A 15,392-nucleotide genomic window follows, 5' to 3' on the forward strand; every position below is an offset into this window, starting at 1 on the left:
GTAGCGAAGACAAAGAGGAGCTTGGAAAGCGAATTAACAATTTGAGCCATGAATAAGCGGATACGGGATTGACGAAAAAGCCGGGGGCATTTTAGCCGCCCCCGACAAAGCAATAGCGACTGCCGTTAGCGGCGGTCGTTCCAGCCCAGCGCGTCCGCCATGATGTGGTAGATCACGTTTTGCTCCAACGTTCCGCGCACCAAGTAGGCACCGGGGCCGTCGGCATAGATCGTCACGTCTTCGCCGGCATGGGTTTCCGAACCCATCGGCACGGTTGCTTCTTGCATATAGTTAGGATTTTCGGTGTCTACCGCGCTCAAATCCGGGCGCAGCTTGTTGCCGGCATACTCTGCCGCCACAGTGCCTTCATTGGCCGGGTTGAATTCCTTGCGTTGCAGGCCGCCGGTCCAGCCCGGGCCATTGGCATAGGATAAGGTGGTATACGGCAGGCCCAAAGAATCTTTCGATTCGACGCCGTCAATTGCCGTCTTGCCCAAAATAGGATTACCGCGCGATGGGTAGCCGGCGATGGTGAACACGTGACTGTGGTCGGCGGTAACCAGGATCAGGGTGTCCTTGTCGTTGGTCAGTTGCTTGGCTTTTTTCACTGCATCGGACAACGCAATCGCATCGGTCAATGCGCGGTAAGCGTTGCCGGCATGATGACCATGGTCAACCCGTCCGCCCTCTACCATCAAGTAAAAGCCTTTGCGGTTTTTTTGCAGAACTTTGATCGCTTTTTCGGTCATTTCCGCCAAGGAAGGCTCGCCTGCAGCATCGTCTTTCCGATCGGCTTCGTAACGCATGTGCGAGCGTTCGAACAGACCCAACAAATGATCGGTCTTAGCCGGGTTCACCGCATCGAATTGGGCTTGGTTCCAAACATACTCCGAGTTGTTGTATTTGGCCGTCCATTCGGCGGTCAAATCGCGGCTATCGGCTCGGCGGCCCTTTTGGGTCGGATATTCCGGATCGATCGCCGTTTTCGGCATGAAGTAGCTGCGGCCGCCGCCCAAGGCCACTTCCAAACCGTCGCCGTAGGGGAACTCGAGCAATTGGCGGGCGATGTCTTTCACCGTCGCGCCGGCCGGCAGATTGCTGTCAGCCTCCCAGTCGCGATCGGCAATGTGAGCATAATTGACGGCCGGAGTGGCGTGGGTAAAGCGGGCGGTCGTCACAACCCCGGTAGACATACCGCGCTCCTCGGCACGCTCGAGGATGGTTTTTACACTCTTCGCTGCGGTGACGTCTGCACTCGTTTCGGTACGGGCAACACTTTGATCGACAGAAATCGCACCATCGTTGGCTTTGACGCCAGAGACCATCGCTGTCGCAGTCGGCGCCGAGTCGGAAGTCTGCTGGTTGGCGCTAGCGGTAACCGAATGCGCCGTGTGGTTGAATCTTTCGAAACTGAGCCGGTTGAATTCGCCGTCGCGCCCGTTCATCTGGCCTTCCAGGATGCGGGCGGCGGTAACGGTGGAAACGCCCATACCGTCGCCGACGAACAAAATCACATTTTTGGCTCTGCGCAGATTGGGCAACTCGTATTTGTTGAACCTGACGGCCGCTTGGCCGGCGTGGAACCATTCGCTGGCGGATTCAGGAACTTGGCCCGCCGGTAAGTCGTGATGGTGTCGGTAGTTGTCGTCTGCTACCGCGGCAATTGAAAGCGTAATACCAAAGGCGCCCAGCGCCGCGGCTAGTTTGGCTTGTTTCATGTGTTGGCTCCAACATTAGATTCGGAAACCGGCAGCTTAATGGCCGAACATGACAATTTCGTGAAACGGGTTGACTTATTTCCATATTTCAACTACTTTTGAAATATGGAAAATAAAACCGCCGTTACCGCCCTCGCCGCACTAGCCCAAGAAACCCGCTTATCGCTGTTCCGCGCCTTGATCCAGGCCGGGCCCGACGGTTTGGCGGCAGGCAAGATCAGCGAAATGCTGGGAATTTCGCCGTCGTCGTTGTCGTTTCATTTGAAAGAACTGGTCCATGCCGGTTTGATCGAGTCCCGCAACGAAAGCCGCTTCGTGATCTATTCGGCCAATTTTGCGGCGATGAACCAGCTCCTGGCGTTTTTGAGCGAGAACTGCTGCGGCGGAAACGACTGTTCGGGGGCCTCGGTCAGCCGCTGCGAGCCCCAAACATGAAATCCGGGCGATTGCCGGAGCGGTCGCTCGTCACGATAACCCTAATCTCAATTCAGCATCCCGATCTATGATGAACGTTCTCTTTCTTTGTACCGGTAACTCCTGCCGCTCGCTGATGGGCGAAGCGATTTTCAACCATCTGGCGCCGCAAGGTTGGCATGCCATCAGCGCCGGCAGCAAGCCGCTTGGCCGGCTCAATCCCGGCGCCGTGGCCTTGCTGGAGGAAAAAGGCATTGCCACCGCCGGCTACTACAGCAAGTCCTGGAACGATCTGCCGGTCACGCCCGACATCGTCATCAGCGTCTGCGGCAATGCCGCCAACGAAACTTGCCCGGCCTATCTGGGCCCGGTGCTGCGAAGCCATTGGGGCGTGGAAGATCCAGCCCATGCCGAAGGCACCGAAGCTGAAATCAAAGCCGCATTTGAAACGGCCTACGCCATTCTGCGCTATCGCATCGAACAATTTCTGGCTTTACCGTTGACCGAATTGCAACACGACCCGGTACGCTTGAAAGCGGAAATGGACCGGATCGGCGTGTCTTTACCTTAACCAGCAGGAGAACAGCCATGAGCAGCATTCAAATCTTCGATCCCTCGCTGTGCTGCAGCAGCGGCGTCTGCGGCGTGGAGGTCGATCAGCAACTGGTCGATGTCGCCGCCGACATCGCCTGGGCCCAGCAAAGCGGTGCCGCCATCGAACGCTTCAATCTGGCGCAGCAGCCTTTGGCCTTTGCCGAAAATCCGGTTGTGAAAGCTTTCCTGGAGCGGTCGGGCGCGGAGGGATTACCGCTGGTTTTAGTCGACGGCGAAATTGCCTTGACCGGCCGCTATCCGAATCGAAACGAATTGGCGCGCTGGGCCGCGCTCGACCCGGCGACGGACAAACCGGAAGCGGCCTGCTGCAGTGGCAGCCGCTGCTGCTGATCGGCCGGGGCCTGCCTTGAACTTTCTGCAGCAAGCGCCGCGCTTTCTGTTTTTCACCGGCAAGGGCGGCGTCGGCAAGACCTCGGTGGCTTGCGCCAGCGCCGTTCATTTGGCCGATAGCGGATCTAAAGTGCTATTGGTCAGCACCGACCCGGCGTCGAACGTCGGCCAGGTTTTCGGCCTGGATATCGGCAATCGCATCGCCGCCGTTCCCGCCGTCTCCGGTTTGAGTGCCCTGGAAATCGACCCGCAAGCCGCCGCCCAAGCTTACCGCGACCGCATCGTCGGCCCGGTCAAAGGCTTGTTGCCGGATAACGTGGTCAAGGGGATCGAAGAACAGCTCTCCGGCGCCTGCACCACCGAAATCGCCGCCTTCGACCAATTCACCGGTTTATTGACCGATGCCGAGTTGGTAGCCGGTTACGACCACATCGTCTTCGACACCGCGCCCACCGGCCACACCATTCGCTTGTTGCAATTGCCCGGCGCCTGGAGCGGCTTTCTGGAAGCGGGCAAAGGCGACGCCTCTTGCCTGGGGCCGCTGGCCGGCCTGGACAAACAACGTGCCCAGTACAAAGCCGCGGTGGATGCGCTGGCGGACAGCACCCGTACCCGCTTGATTCTGGTGGCTCGCGCCCAGCAATCCACATTGCGGGAAGTGGCGCGAACCCATCGCGAGCTGGCCGAGATCGGCCTGCGCAATCAATATTTGCTGATCAACGCGATACTGCCGGCCGAGCAAGTCGCCGACGACCCGCTGGCAATGGCGATTCATCAACGCGAACAAGCCGCATTGGCGAATATGCCCGACGTCCTCGCCGCCTTGCCTCGCGACGCCGTGATGCTGCGGCCCTTCAACATGGTGGGATTGGCTGCGTTGCGCCACTTGCTGACCGGCGACGGCGCAGGCCTGGCCCCGGCCGGCGAGCCTTGCCGGCCCGACGCTCATCCCGGTTTGGCCGAATTAGTCGAAGAAATCGCCCAAGCAGGTCACGGCCTGATCATGCTGATGGGCAAAGGCGGCGTCGGCAAGACCACGCTGGCAGCGGCAATTGCAGTCGATCTGGCCCGGCGCGGCCTGCCGGTGCATTTAACGACCTCAGATCCGGCCGCGCATTTGCAGGAAACGTTGGCCGGCGCGCTGGAACAGTTGACCGTCAGCCGCATCGATCCGGCCGAGGCAACCGAACGCTACCGCCAGCAGGTATTGGCTACCAAGGGGGCACGCCTGGATGCCCAAGGCCGGGCGCTGCTGGAAGAAGATCTGCGCTCGCCGTGTACCGAGGAAATCGCCGTGTTCCAGGCCTTCTCCCGCATCATCCGCGAGGCCGGCCGGCAATTCGTGGTGATGGATACCGCGCCGACCGGCCATACGTTATTGCTACTGGACGCCACCGGCGCCTACCATCGCGAGGTGGCGCGGCAAATGCAACCCGGTATTCACTATCAGACGCCGATGATGCAATTGCAGGATAGCCGACAAACCAAACTGCTGATTGCCACGCTGGCGGAAACCACGCCGGTGCTGGAAGCCGCCAATCTGCAACAGGATTTGCGCCGGGCGGGTATCGAGCCCTGGGCCTGGATAATCAATAACAGCATCGCCGCCGCCAACGCGACCTCGCCGCTATTGCGGCAACGCGCCAGTAACGAACTGGTAGAAATTGCCGCCGTCGCCAAGCGCCATGCGCCGCGCTACGCCGTGGTACCGTTGCTACAGGACGAGCCGGTCGGAATCGCCGGCCTACAACAGTTGGTCGGCTCGGATCACTGAGATTTTTCGATGCCGGAACGAATTGCGACTGTTTTATTTCTGTGTACGGCCAACTCGGCGCGCAGCATCATGGCCGAGGCCATCCTCAATCGAGTGGGCAGCGGCAGATTCCAGGCATTCAGTGCGGGCAGCGAACCCGCCGGCAGCGTGCATCCGTTGACCATCGAGTTGTTGGAGCAGTTGGGTTACGACACGCGGCCGTTGCGCAGCAAACATTGGTCCGAATTCAGCGGCGCCGAGGCGCCGCCGCTGGATTTTGTGTTCACCGTTTGCGACAAAGCGGCCGGCGAACCCTGTCCGGTCTGGTCGAAACGGGCAAGAGCCCATTGGGGCGTACCGGACCCGGCACTACTCTACGGCTCGGAACAGCAACGCAAGAAATTGTTTTTCGAGGTTTACAGCCTGTTGAAACGCCGTATCGAATTGTTGTGCGCGTTACCGCTGCCGACCTTGGACACTCTGACCCTGACCCAAAGAATCGACGAAATCGGCCGCAGTGCCGCCGACAGCCACTCACCTTCCGAACCGAGGATATTGCCGCCATGAAACGTTTTCATATCCATATCGCCGTCGATGACCTCGACGCCAATATCCGCTTTTATAACGCGCTATTTCAAGCCGAACCCACAGTGCTGCAGAGCGATTACGCCAAGTGGTTGCTGGACGATCCGCGCGTCAACTTTGCCATATCTCGGCGCGGGCGCAAACCGGGCCTGGACCATCTGGGCATACAAGTCGAATCGGCGCCGGAGCTGGAAGCGGTGCAATCGGGCTTGACCGCTGCGGCGGTACCGCTGGCCGAGCAAAAGCAGGCCGCCTGCTGCTACGCCAAGTCGGACAAGTATTGGACGGTGGACCCGCAGGGCATTGCCTGGGAAGCCTTCCACTCCCTGGAACAGATCCCGATGTTCGGCGCAGACGATGTGATCCAGATGCCGCCGGCTGCACCCTGCTGCGGCTCTACCCAGAACGATCCCAGCCAGTGATCGTTTGCAATGATTCGGACACCCTTTCCGGAAAACCGTTTGGAGGAAATTTGATATGAATACCCCACTCTGCCCTAGCCCGCGTTTGTCGTTCCTGGACCGGTTTTTGACGCTCTGGATTTTTATCGCGATGGCCATCGGCGTCGGCCTGGGCTTTGCATTGCCCGAGCAGGTCAAGCAGATCAACGAAACGGTTTCCGTCGGCACCACCAATATCCCGATCGCGACCGGTCTGATCCTGATGATGTATCCGCCGCTGGCCAAGGTGCATTACGAGGAATTGGGCGACGTGTTTCGCAACTGGCGGGTACTGAGCTTGTCGCTGGTGCAGAATTGGATTATCGGGCCGATTTTGATGTTCGGCCTGGCGATCTTATTTTTGCGCGACTATCCGGAATATATGGCCGGATTGATCATGATCGGCCTGGCGCGCTGCATTGCGATGGTGATCGTCTGGAACGAACTGGCGCGCGGCGACAACCAATATTGCGCGGCACTGGTCGCGTTCAATAGCGTGTTTCAGGTGTTGTTCTTCAGCGTCTACGCCTGGCTGTTCGTCACGGTGCTGCCACCGATGTTCGGCCTGCCCGGCAGTCTGGTAGACATTACCATCGGCGATATCGCCCACAGCGTGTTTATTTATCTGGGCATCCCGTTCCTGGCCGGTTTTAGCAGCCGCTGGATTCTGATCAGAGCCAAGGGCAAGGCTTGGTACCAAGAGCTGTTCGTGCCGAAAATCAGCCCGCTGACCTTGATTGCGCTGCTGTTCACGATTGTGGTGATGTTCTCGTTGAAAGGCGAACTGATCGTGCAACTGCCGCTGGACGTATTGCGCATCGCGCTGCCGCTGCTGGTGTATTTCGTGGTGATGTTTCTGGTGAGCTTTGCCAGCGGCAAATTGATCGGCGCCGACTACGGCCAAACTACGACCTTGGCTTTCACCGCCGCCAGCAACAACTTCGAACTGGCAATTGCGGTGGCGGTGGCGGTGTTCGGCATCGATAGCGGCGCCGCCTTTGCCGCTGTGATCGGCCCGTTGATCGAGGTTCCGGTCATGGTAGGCTTAGTCAACGTGGCATTTTGGTTTCGAAAACGCTTATTCCCCGCCGTCGGCTAGGGCGGATGGGCGCCGGATGCACGACATCAACCAAAGTATTCCGATCCGGAAGCGGTCATGGTGCCAAGTTTCCGGAGCTGAATTTCCGAAGTAGGCTGCTATTGCTCCGGTCGATGCCGGACACCTACTCGCCGTGCTCCGCTTTTTCAGCCAATTCCCGGCGGTATTTATAGGCCACCACACCCAACGCTACGCCGGCACCGAACCAGACCAGCGGGTGCCGCAGAATTTTTCTGACCAAGCCGGCCTTGGTGGTGGCAACCGCCCCCGCCACGGCACCGGCCAGCGCCGGATGCATCATGCCTTCCCCCATCTTCATGGCCGTGCCGGCCATTTTGCCGCCAGCCTCGACCGCCGCTTTTGCTCCGTGTACATGTGCCATGGTAATCACCTCAATCGCTATAAAAATAAAGTAATGCAAGCCTCCGGTTCAGCCGGTCTCCGGCTGGATCCGAAACCGTTTTAGCGGCCGGGCCTGTTGGGTCGGCTTCATTCGGCTGCATCGCGCCGGGCGGCATATTCGCGGCTTTCGGCAACCAAATCCAGCACACTCTCGCGTTGCCGCAACAGAAAGTTCTTACTCTCCACAGCCGTGCGGCTGCCGACGAGGATGATTTCTTTGCGGTATTTGTGGGTCAGGTAACCGCTGACCACGCCGGTGGCGAACAAGGCCAACGGGTGGCGAACCAAGGCCCCGGTAATGCTTTTGCTGGCGTGGGTCACGCCGGAAATGACGATGCCCATGAATACGCCTTTGACCAAGGCCTCGCCTCGGGTCGGCGGTGCCATCCGTTTGGCTTTGCGGCCGCCGGTTCCGGATTTTTTACGGGGATCGTGCTGTTCGTGGGCGGAAATGCTGTGGTCGCTCATAACTGTCTCCGTGTTGGCAACGGGAATTGGCCTGCGCCATGCAGTCGACGCCAAAGTGGCCGGCTACAATCTGGCACAGGCTTGACCGGTATATCAGACTTCACTAATCTTGCTCCAGTTTTGTTGTGCGGTCAATTCCCTTAAATTTAGCCGCCAAATCGATTATCCGAGATTCCACTATGCCATCATCAGCCCCTACCCCAGCCGGTTCCGGCAGCGTTTTTAAAAAAATACTGACTATCGGTTTTGCCTTAGTCGGAATCGGGCTGATCTTGTGGCTGGACACCTGGTTCATGGATCATGCCGGCATGCCGGATTTGAACGGCGACCTGAATTTCGGCCTGCTGTTTCTGATCGGTTTTTTGACCAGCTTCCACTGCGTCGGCATGTGCGGCCCGTTGATCCTGGGTTATATCGCCAAAAGTGCCAAGGCCGGACAACATTCGCATACGGCCCATCTGTTATACGGCGCCGGCAAGACAGTTTCCTACGGGTCAATTGGCGCGCTGTTCGGCGCATTCGGCGCCATGGTCGCCTTCACCCCGTTTACCCAAGGCGTGATCGGCGTGGCCGCCGGCTTTTTCCTGATTCTGTTCGGCATCCACATGTTGGAAATATTTCCGGCTTTGCACCATTTCCAGTTCAAGACACCGGCTTTTGTCATGCGTTTCGTCGGCAAAGAATACCGCAAGCACAGCAATCCGTTCGTGATCGGACTGCTGAACGGCCTGATGATTATTTGCGGCCCGCTGCAAGCCATGTACGTGATGGCGGCCGGCAGCGGCAGTTGGTCGCAAGGCGCCGCCATTCTGTTGTTTTTCGGTCTGGGCACCTTGCCGCTGTTGATGGGCTTCGGTGTTTTGACCAGCCTGTTATCGGCTAATTTGACCCCCAAATTGCTGAAAGCATCCGGCGTGATTGTGATCGCTTTGGGGGTCATTATGCTGAACCGGGGGCTGTCGGTAACGGGCAGCGGTGCGGATTTCAACACGCTGCTGGCGCGGCTCTCGCTGGAATTCGCCCCGACCTCGGCGCAAACACAGAGCTGCGAGAACGAACAAACCATCCGTATGGAGGTGCTGGAAAACCGTTTTTCTCCGAACAAATTCACCTTGCGCAAAGGCGTCCCGGTGAAATGGGTCATTGACGTCAAAGAGCTCAATCAATGCAACAAAGAAATCGTAGTCCGCGACTACGGCCTGGAAATTCAGCTGCGGCAAGGTGCGCAAGTGGTCGAATTCACTCCGCCTGAAGCCGGCGTGGTAGCGTGGAGCTGCTGGATGGGCATGATTCCGGGTACGTTTATCGTCGTCGACGACGTCAAGTCGGCGGTACCCGATCCCGCATCGCCCGCCGCCGTCGATGCCGGGGAGACTGTCTGGCAACGGCTGTTACACCTATTCCGCGAACAGTGGCAAAAAATCCTGCGCTAACGATAACCGGCTTTCAGCCCCGGAGCGTGTCGTTACCGGATCGTCGCTCCCGCCGGCAACTCCTCGCCGAATCGAGCCGCTGCCGTTGCAAGAGCTTGAACTTGCGGCGGAGCAAATGGCTGCGGCAGTCGGATTCAAGCCTGCGCTCGATTCGCGCCCCCCAATCCCAACCAGACCAGATAAGTTCACATCCCTGTGGCGATGGTTTGCCGAGCGGCGGCATCGGCAAGCGGACGCTAAGGAATCAAAAAACCAAACCGCACCGTCGCTTGTTACCGATCTTAATCCGCTCGCAACAAAACAAGGTGTCAATCCGGTTAAGGTTTGGCGAAATGTATTACACGGTTTCGCACATCGCCCGCCGGGTGTGGCGGCGCTCGCCGGCAGCAATCGATAACACCAGCAGCGCCATGGCCGCAAACGCGCCGCTGTCGCCTAAACGCAGGTAAGGCGTAGCGCCGCGCATCGGCACAATACGGTCGGTGATTGCGACGGTGCTGAACAACGGCGCTTGGCGCTTGACGGTTCCGTCCGGGGCAATGAAGCCGGTCACGCCCGTGTTGGTGGCCCGCACCAAATAGCGGCCGGTTTCCAGCGCCCGCATCTGCGCCATCTGCAGATGCTGGTGGGGTTCGGCCGAGTCGCCGAACCAGGCGTCGTTGGTCATGTTGACGATATACCCGGCCTCGGCCGCCTGACGCGCGACCAGTTCGCCGAACGCATCTTCGTAACAAATGGTCGTGACAAAGGCATGGCCGCCGGCCCGCAACAGCGGTTGGCGGGCGCCGCCGGCGGCGAAATCGCCAAGCGGAATCGCCAATTGGTCCAACACCCAACCCGACAAGGGTTGCAACGGTAAATATTCGCCAAACGGCAGCAGATGGATTTTGTGGTAAAGCGCTTGAGTTTCGCCCAGAGCCAACACGCTGTTGTAATAGTCCTTACCCTGGCCGCTGCTGGGCAAACCGACCACGATATCGACGCCGCGCTCGCGAGCTGCGGCGTGCAGAGGGTCGATAAAAAACGGCTTCACATCTTCCAGAAAAGCCGGAATCGAGGTCTCCGGCCAGATGATGACGTCGGAATCCCAGTGTTGTTCGGTCAGCTTACGGTACAGCTTCAAGGTTGCCAGCTGCTGGTTCGCCTGCCACTTGTCGCCTTGGCCGATATTGCCCTGCACCAAAGTAATATCGATCGGCGCGCCGGCGGCTTCAGTCCAGGCGATAGCCTGCATCCCGGCACCGCCAGCCCATATCGCCAGCAACATCGCCGAGCCGAGCCGCCAAGACAATCGGCTTTGAACGATCTCTGCCATCGCAAACCCGGACCACGCCAGCAAAAAGCCGACCGAATAGGCGCCGCCGAGCGGAGCGAAGCCGGCCAGCGGCGTAGCGGTCTGGCTATAACCGATCTGCAGCCAGGGGAAGCCATTGAGCACATAATTGCCGCGGAAGTACTCGACCGCCAACCACAGCAAGGCGGCTCCGGCAACCCGCGACCAAACGCCAGGCCACGGCGTCATTGCAATCAACCAAGCCGCCAGCGCCGGAAACAAGGCCCATACCGCCACCAGCAACGCGGTCAAGGCAGCGGCACTGACCGCGTCGGCGCCGCCGAACTGGTGAATACTGATAAACACCCACCAAATCCCGGAACCGAACAAGCCCAAACCGAAGCAATAGCCAACCAAAGCCGCTTGCCGGGGAGTGCGCCCGCTCCAGCTCAGATAAAGTAAGGCCAGCGCAATAGGCGCAAGATAGGCGTAGGCGTATGGGGCGAAGGCCAGAGTCAAAAAGCTGCCGCTGCCGAGCGCGGCGATTTCGGGGCGGTGACGAAAGATTCGAAACATGAACAAACCGGAGTGCAAATGGAGCGGCATTTTATGCAGCCGCGTGCGCTTATTCAAAATCCGCCAAGGTTGCAGCGGTTATTCTGTTCTAAACTTGTTTGGGTTTTACTATGCATATCAACGCGCCGTTCATGACAGACACCGCATCCTTGCCGTTCCAACTGACCAGCGAATCGCTGGCAGGCTGGTTGAAATCGCTCAGTTCGCTGGCGCCGGCCGTTGCCGCCAACCAGCTCAATCTGGCCCTGAAAGAATTGGCGCGGACCAACGCCGATGCCACCCCAATGCTGCCGTTGTTAATCAATCTGAGCCCGCTGACGTTGCACCTTGCCAACAGTCTGGCCAATCTGGCCCGCGCCGAGGCCCAGGGTAAAGCCTATAAGATCGCCAAGCTGGCCGTACAGCTCCTGCGCCATTTGAGTTTGGCGCTGTGCCGGACGGTCGAATCCAATCAACTGGCGGCGGAGTCGCAACCGATCGCAATCTTCCACGCCCTACAACTGATCGGCTATTGCCAACGTATTAGCGCCTTGTTTTACGAACCGCCCTCGGCCACATTATGGAAAAAAACCGCCCTGCTCTACCAGATTGCATCGAAACAAGATTGGCTGCAGCGGGAGATCGTCGCCAAGTTCGCGGATTTGAGACAACCGAATTCGATTGAAGGCGTGGTCAAACGCAATCTGTTATTCGCGATTTGCGCTCCCAACCGCTACCCGGCCGCGGAGATCGAACAACTATTCAAACTTGCCGCGATCGCTCAACCCTTGCTGGAAACCAGCATCCAACCGAGCCGGAATCCGGATTTTTGCTGGGAACTGAAAGACGGCGAACCCTATCCGGCCAAACGCGGCCATTGGCACACCTCGCGCGGCACGGTGGCGATCCGCAGCCATCGGCTCGGCCACGCTCTGCGCCTGGGCGAAATCAGCAGCGACCTGCCGCAGGCTGCGCTAAACAAACTGACGCAACACCTTTGCGGCTACGACCAATTGTTCGCGACCGTGGATTTAAAGCCGCCGATATTGCCGGCGCAGTTTTTTCCGGGTTTGAGCAGCGTTCAGGCCTATTTGTCGAGCCAGGATAAGTTGTCGAAAATCATGCGCCTAAGCGGGCAAGGGGCAAACCGGAGCGCCCTGCGCGACATGAGTCTGGTGCCGTTGGAGCACGAAAAAAACTTTTACAAACCGAGTACCGGCCACGTTTCCAACTTCAGCAATCAACCCGGCTTTACCGTAACGCTGCTACGCAACCATAGTAAGCAATTTGTCGTGGCCGAAAGTGCCGATGCCGCATTCAATACCGGCGACATCGGCATGCTGAGCCGGGAGCAGCAAGCACCCAGGTTGATGCTGGTACGGCGCCAGGTGGCATTCGAAAATACTTCGCTGATCGCGTTGGAACCGGTGTTAGGCGAATTATCGATCTACGACTTCTCCATCGGCGACGGCGACACCCTGCAAGCCGTTCTGGTCAATGCCGAAAGCGGTACCGAAGTATTTCTGCCCAAAGGCAAATATGCGCTGGAAAGCAAAATAAGCTTGGCGCACGGACCGAGCTTGCAATTGAAAAGCTGTCTGGAATTTAACGAATACTACGCTCGCTTCCGCGTCACTCTTGATTCGTGACGCCGTGCGGCACGTGCGCGGCCGCGACCTGATGTCGTTCGGCCGAATCGCAATGGCCTTTCTGGTCGTCGAAAAAAATATCGGCGCCGAACGCCTTCAGAAAGGCGCCCTTGGACATGCCGCCCAAAAACAAGGCTTCGTCGATCCGAATCCCCCAAGCGCGCAAGGTGCGCACTACCCGTTCGTGCGCCGGCGCGGCGCGGGCCGTGACCAAAGCCGTGCGAATCGGCGAAACCTCCTGATCGAAATGGGTTTGAATCCGATGCAAGGCGCTGAGAAATTCCTTTAACGGCCCGCCGGACAACGGCTTGTGCGCTTCGCTACGTTCGTTGGCGGCAAATGCAGCCAGACCGTGTTGCTGGTATATCCGTTCCGATTCGTCCGAAAACAGCACCGCATCGCCGTCGAAGGCAATCCGCAATTGCGGCGACGGATTGGCTACGGCACCGGAAACGATGGTCGCCGCGGCATAGCCGGCGGCCAGCGCTTTGCGGACGTCTTCGTTGTTGGCGGACAGAAACAGATGGGCGCCGAAGGCCGGAATGTATTCGTAGGGCGACACGCCGCTGGTAAACGCGGCCCGGGTAATCGCCAAGTCATAATGGTTGATCGAGTTGAAAATGCGCAGGCCGGTGTCGGCGCTGTTCTGCGACAACAGAATGATTTCGACCTGCGGCGAACCGGGAAAGGCTTTATTGATGTCGAGAAATTTTTTGACCAGCGAAAAGCCGAACCCCGGTTGCAGGATTTCGTTCTCGTGCTCGATCTGGTAGCGGCAAAACGCTTCTTTGCCCTGGGTTTCGAAAATTGCGTGCGACTCGTCCAGATCGAACAAGGCCCGCGACGATACCGCCACCACCAGTTTCTGGTTACTCATCCCGGCAGCCTCAATCCTTGACACGAGTGACCCAGACCGAATCGAGGTTCAAGGTTTTCTTAACCTTTGCGGCGTAGGCTGCCGCTTCGTACTGAGTTTTAAAACCGTCGACGCTGAGGCGGTACCAGTTTTCGCCCTTGGTTTCGGTCTTGCTGACCTTGGCCGGTACGCCTTTGCCGGCGAACTCCTGGGCCTTGCTTTTGGCGTACCAATCCTGCTTGAATGCCACCAGGTTGACTGCCCAGTTCTCTTCGACCGGTTCCGGTTTTTTCTTTTCCGGTTTCGGCGCGGCCGCGACAACGGTCCGGCCTTTTTCCAAAGCGCTGACCTTGTTCTGCAAAGTTTCTATCGCTGCACCGATTTGCAAATTCTGATTGGCCAGCTCGGTCAGTTTAGTCGCCTGGTCGCCGGCAGGTGCCGGCGCAGCCCCAGCGTTGGCGTGCGGCACTTTGCTCAATTCCGTAATCTGGGTCGACATGACGCCGGCACTGACCGTCAATTCGTCCAATTGTTTTTGCATCATTGCCATCTCGGCCGCGTCGTTGGTCGGCGCGGCATTTGCCTGTTCCTGCAATTTTCCGATAATGGTGACCAGTTCGCCGACTTGGGATTTGGTAATAAGGCCCTGCACCCCCAGACCGATACTCGCCAGCAATGCGACACCGGCCACACCAGCCGCCGCGTAGGCCAGCACCGGTTTTTTGGCAGTGAGCGCATCCAAGCCGCGTTTGGTTTTTTTCTGTTCGACTTGCAGGTTTTCCAGGCCGGTCTGGCACTCGCCAAGTTGAGTCCTGTCCGGTTTCTCGGCCAATTCATGCTTCAACTGCTGCAATTGCCGTTTCAACTCGCCGACCTGGCGGTTCAATGCCGTAATGTCGCCGCTGTAGTCGACGGCCGGCGGCGGCGGAGGTGGTGGGGTAACCGCGGCAGCGGCTACCGAGGCTGCTGCGGCAACGGCCGCCAGCTCCGGCTCGTCGTCGCCGGCAATCAGAATATCGCCGTCGTCGGCTTCAGCCGCCGCTGCCGGCTCTACCGGAATATTCGGTTCCGGCTGGTTCGCTTCGCCGACGGCAGCAGGGGCTAGCGCTTCGACGGCATCGGTTTCGGTAAAGGCCTCGCTTGGCTCCGCCTCGGCCGTTTCGGCAGCGGGCTCGGCCAAATCGTCGTCCGCGGTAATATCGAAATCCGCCATCAGAAAATCCGCCGTGTTACCGGCCGACTCCGGTTCATCGCCAAATTCGTCGATGTCTGCCACGCTTTCCTGGCCGGCCCGACCCGGCTCGGCAGCGCTAGCCGCAGGCACCGAATCGATGTCGGCAAATTCGTCGATGTCGTCGATGTCGTCGGCCGCTGTCAATTCGGCCGCGTCGGCAATGGCGTCGGCCTCTTCCAACTCGCGTTGAATGTCGGCACCGACGGCATCGGCAACTTCGTCGGCCAGATCGTCCGACTCCCGGCCGGGATTGATTGCGATCTCGGCAATCTCAGTATCGAATTCGTCGCCGAATTCGTCGATATCGTCCAGCGGCCGGTTCTTGCCGGCCGGCAAGTCGATTTCCAACAGGTTGTCGAAATCGCCGAACTCGTCGATCTGCTCGTCCGCTTCGCGACCCAAGGTTTCGTCTCCGACCAGTAAGCGGTCTATCGCTTCGTCGTCGTCGATTTCGCCAACCTCGCGACCGGCCGGCTCGCTGATGTTCAACATCGCATCCAGGTCGTCGGCGAAGGCATCCAGAGTTTTCTTGCTTTTATTACCAGTCGGTTCAGCCATGAGTTTTCTC

The 15,392-nt window shown here is 58.7% G+C and carries 15 protein-coding genes; 9 read left to right on the plus strand and 6 right to left on the minus strand.

Annotated features, from left to right (window positions below):
• Positions 1–125: 125 nt before the first annotated feature.
• The gene (locus PL263_RS09805; RefSeq protein WP_278212828.1) at positions 126–1,718 is read right to left on the minus strand and encodes an alkaline phosphatase; all 1,593 of its coding nucleotides are present in this window, start codon (positions 1,716–1,718) and stop codon (positions 126–128) included.
• A gap of 105 nt (positions 1,719–1,823) precedes the next feature.
• Here PL263_RS09805 and PL263_RS09810 point away from each other — a divergent pair, with 105 nt between their 5' ends.
• The 7 genes from PL263_RS09810 to arsB all read left to right on the plus strand — a co-directional run bounded on the left by PL263_RS09810 (position 1,824) and on the right by arsB (position 6,954).
• Complete coding sequence (locus PL263_RS09810; protein WP_278212829.1) at positions 1,824–2,153, plus strand: metalloregulator ArsR/SmtB family transcription factor; 330 nt, start codon at positions 1,824–1,826, stop codon at positions 2,151–2,153.
• A 67-nt stretch (positions 2,154–2,220) separates the two neighbouring features.
• Complete coding sequence (locus PL263_RS09815; protein WP_347568947.1) at positions 2,221–2,703, plus strand: arsenate reductase ArsC; 483 nt, start codon at positions 2,221–2,223, stop codon at positions 2,701–2,703.
• Between the two features lie 17 nt (positions 2,704–2,720).
• Positions 2,721–3,077, plus strand: coding sequence for an arsenite efflux transporter metallochaperone ArsD (gene arsD / locus PL263_RS09820; protein WP_278212830.1), 357 nt, complete (start codon positions 2,721–2,723; stop codon positions 3,075–3,077).
• 16 nt (positions 3,078–3,093) lie between these two features.
• Positions 3,094–4,851: an arsenical pump-driving ATPase gene (gene arsA / locus PL263_RS09825; RefSeq protein WP_278212831.1), complete on the plus strand. Its 1,758-nt coding sequence runs from the start codon at positions 3,094–3,096 to the stop codon at positions 4,849–4,851.
• A 9-nt stretch (positions 4,852–4,860) separates the two neighbouring features.
• Positions 4,861–5,397 (plus strand): arsenate reductase ArsC, encoded by a 537-nt coding sequence (locus PL263_RS09830; RefSeq protein WP_278212832.1) that lies wholly within the window; start codon positions 4,861–4,863, stop codon positions 5,395–5,397.
• Positions 5,394–5,837 (plus strand): ArsI/CadI family heavy metal resistance metalloenzyme, encoded by a 444-nt coding sequence (locus tag PL263_RS09835; RefSeq protein ID WP_278212833.1) that lies wholly within the window; start codon positions 5,394–5,396, stop codon positions 5,835–5,837. Before PL263_RS09830 ends, PL263_RS09835 begins: the two co-directional genes overlap by 4 nt.
• Before the next feature lie 55 nt (positions 5,838–5,892).
• On the plus strand, positions 5,893–6,954 hold the full coding sequence (arsB, locus tag PL263_RS09840) for an ACR3 family arsenite efflux transporter (protein WP_278212834.1): 1,062 nt from the start codon (positions 5,893–5,895) through the stop codon (positions 6,952–6,954).
• Between the two features lie 124 nt (positions 6,955–7,078).
• Here arsB and PL263_RS09845 read toward each other — a convergent pair whose 3' ends face one another.
• Both PL263_RS09845 and PL263_RS09850 read right to left on the minus strand, forming a co-directional pair.
• Positions 7,079–7,336, minus strand: coding sequence for a hypothetical protein (locus tag PL263_RS09845; RefSeq protein ID WP_278212835.1), 258 nt, complete (start codon positions 7,334–7,336; stop codon positions 7,079–7,081).
• 107 nt (positions 7,337–7,443) lie between these two features.
• A complete protein-coding gene (locus PL263_RS09850) occupies positions 7,444–7,824 on the minus strand; it encodes a hypothetical protein (RefSeq protein WP_278212836.1) in 381 nt (126 codons plus the stop codon).
• Positions 7,825–8,003: 179 nt separating this feature from the next.
• Between PL263_RS09850 and PL263_RS09855 the strand changes: the two genes are divergently transcribed.
• Positions 8,004–9,257, plus strand: a complete 1,254-nt coding sequence (locus PL263_RS09855) for a sulfite exporter TauE/SafE family protein (protein WP_278212837.1) — start codon at positions 8,004–8,006, stop codon at positions 9,255–9,257.
• A 337-nt stretch (positions 9,258–9,594) separates the two neighbouring features.
• Here the strand turns inward: PL263_RS09855 and lnt are convergent, their stop codons facing one another.
• On the minus strand, positions 9,595–11,136 hold the full coding sequence (gene lnt / locus PL263_RS09860) for an apolipoprotein N-acyltransferase (RefSeq protein WP_278212838.1): 1,542 nt from the start codon (positions 11,134–11,136) through the stop codon (positions 9,595–9,597).
• Between the two features lie 101 nt (positions 11,137–11,237).
• Between lnt and PL263_RS09865 the strand changes: the two genes are divergently transcribed.
• Positions 11,238–12,734, plus strand: coding sequence for a hypothetical protein (locus PL263_RS09865; RefSeq protein WP_278209284.1), 1,497 nt, complete (start codon positions 11,238–11,240; stop codon positions 12,732–12,734).
• Here PL263_RS09865 and PL263_RS09870 read toward each other — a convergent pair.
• Both PL263_RS09870 and PL263_RS09875 read right to left on the minus strand, forming a co-directional pair.
• Positions 12,718–13,611, minus strand: coding sequence for a 5'-nucleotidase (locus tag PL263_RS09870; RefSeq protein ID WP_278209285.1), 894 nt, complete (start codon positions 13,609–13,611; stop codon positions 12,718–12,720). The two genes, PL263_RS09865 and PL263_RS09870, sit on opposite strands and share 17 nt — an antisense overlap.
• A 10-nt stretch (positions 13,612–13,621) precedes the next feature.
• Complete coding sequence (locus tag PL263_RS09875) at positions 13,622–15,382, minus strand: SPOR domain-containing protein (protein ID WP_278209286.1); 1,761 nt, start codon at positions 15,380–15,382, stop codon at positions 13,622–13,624.
• Positions 15,383–15,392 lie beyond the last annotated feature (10 nt).

The sequence above is a fragment of the Methylomonas sp. EFPC3 genome (assembly GCF_029643245.1).
Taxonomy (GTDB): Bacteria; Pseudomonadota; Gammaproteobacteria; order Methylococcales; family Methylomonadaceae; genus Methylomonas; species Methylomonas koyamae_B.

Coding starts and splice junctions, on each gene's coding strand:
- PL263_RS09805 (WP_278212828.1), bottom strand. CDS start 1,718: ATGAAACAAGCCAAACTAGCCGCGGCGCTGGGCGCCTTTGGTATTACG.
- PL263_RS09810 (WP_278212829.1), top strand. CDS start 1,824: ATGGAAAATAAAACCGCCGTTACCGCCCTCGCCGCACTAGCCCAAGAA.
- PL263_RS09815 (WP_347568947.1), top strand. CDS start 2,221: ATGATGAACGTTCTCTTTCTTTGTACCGGTAACTCCTGCCGCTCGCTG.
- arsD (WP_278212830.1), top strand. CDS start 2,721: ATGAGCAGCATTCAAATCTTCGATCCCTCGCTGTGCTGCAGCAGCGGC.
- PL263_RS09830 (WP_278212832.1), top strand. CDS start 4,861: ATGCCGGAACGAATTGCGACTGTTTTATTTCTGTGTACGGCCAACTCG.
- PL263_RS09835 (WP_278212833.1), top strand. CDS start 5,394: ATGAAACGTTTTCATATCCATATCGCCGTCGATGACCTCGACGCCAAT.
- arsB (WP_278212834.1), top strand. CDS start 5,893: ATGAATACCCCACTCTGCCCTAGCCCGCGTTTGTCGTTCCTGGACCGG.
- PL263_RS09845 (WP_278212835.1), bottom strand. CDS start 7,336: ATGGCACATGTACACGGAGCAAAAGCGGCGGTCGAGGCTGGCGGCAAA.
- PL263_RS09850 (WP_278212836.1), bottom strand. CDS start 7,824: ATGAGCGACCACAGCATTTCCGCCCACGAACAGCACGATCCCCGTAAA.
- PL263_RS09855 (WP_278212837.1), top strand. CDS start 8,004: ATGCCATCATCAGCCCCTACCCCAGCCGGTTCCGGCAGCGTTTTTAAA.
- lnt (WP_278212838.1), bottom strand. CDS start 11,136: ATGCCGCTCCATTTGCACTCCGGTTTGTTCATGTTTCGAATCTTTCGT.
- PL263_RS09865 (WP_278209284.1), top strand. CDS start 11,238: ATGACAGACACCGCATCCTTGCCGTTCCAACTGACCAGCGAATCGCTG.
- PL263_RS09870 (WP_278209285.1), bottom strand. CDS start 13,611: ATGAGTAACCAGAAACTGGTGGTGGCGGTATCGTCGCGGGCCTTGTTC.
- PL263_RS09875 (WP_278209286.1), bottom strand. CDS start 15,382: ATGGCTGAACCGACTGGTAATAAAAGCAAGAAAACTCTGGATGCCTTC.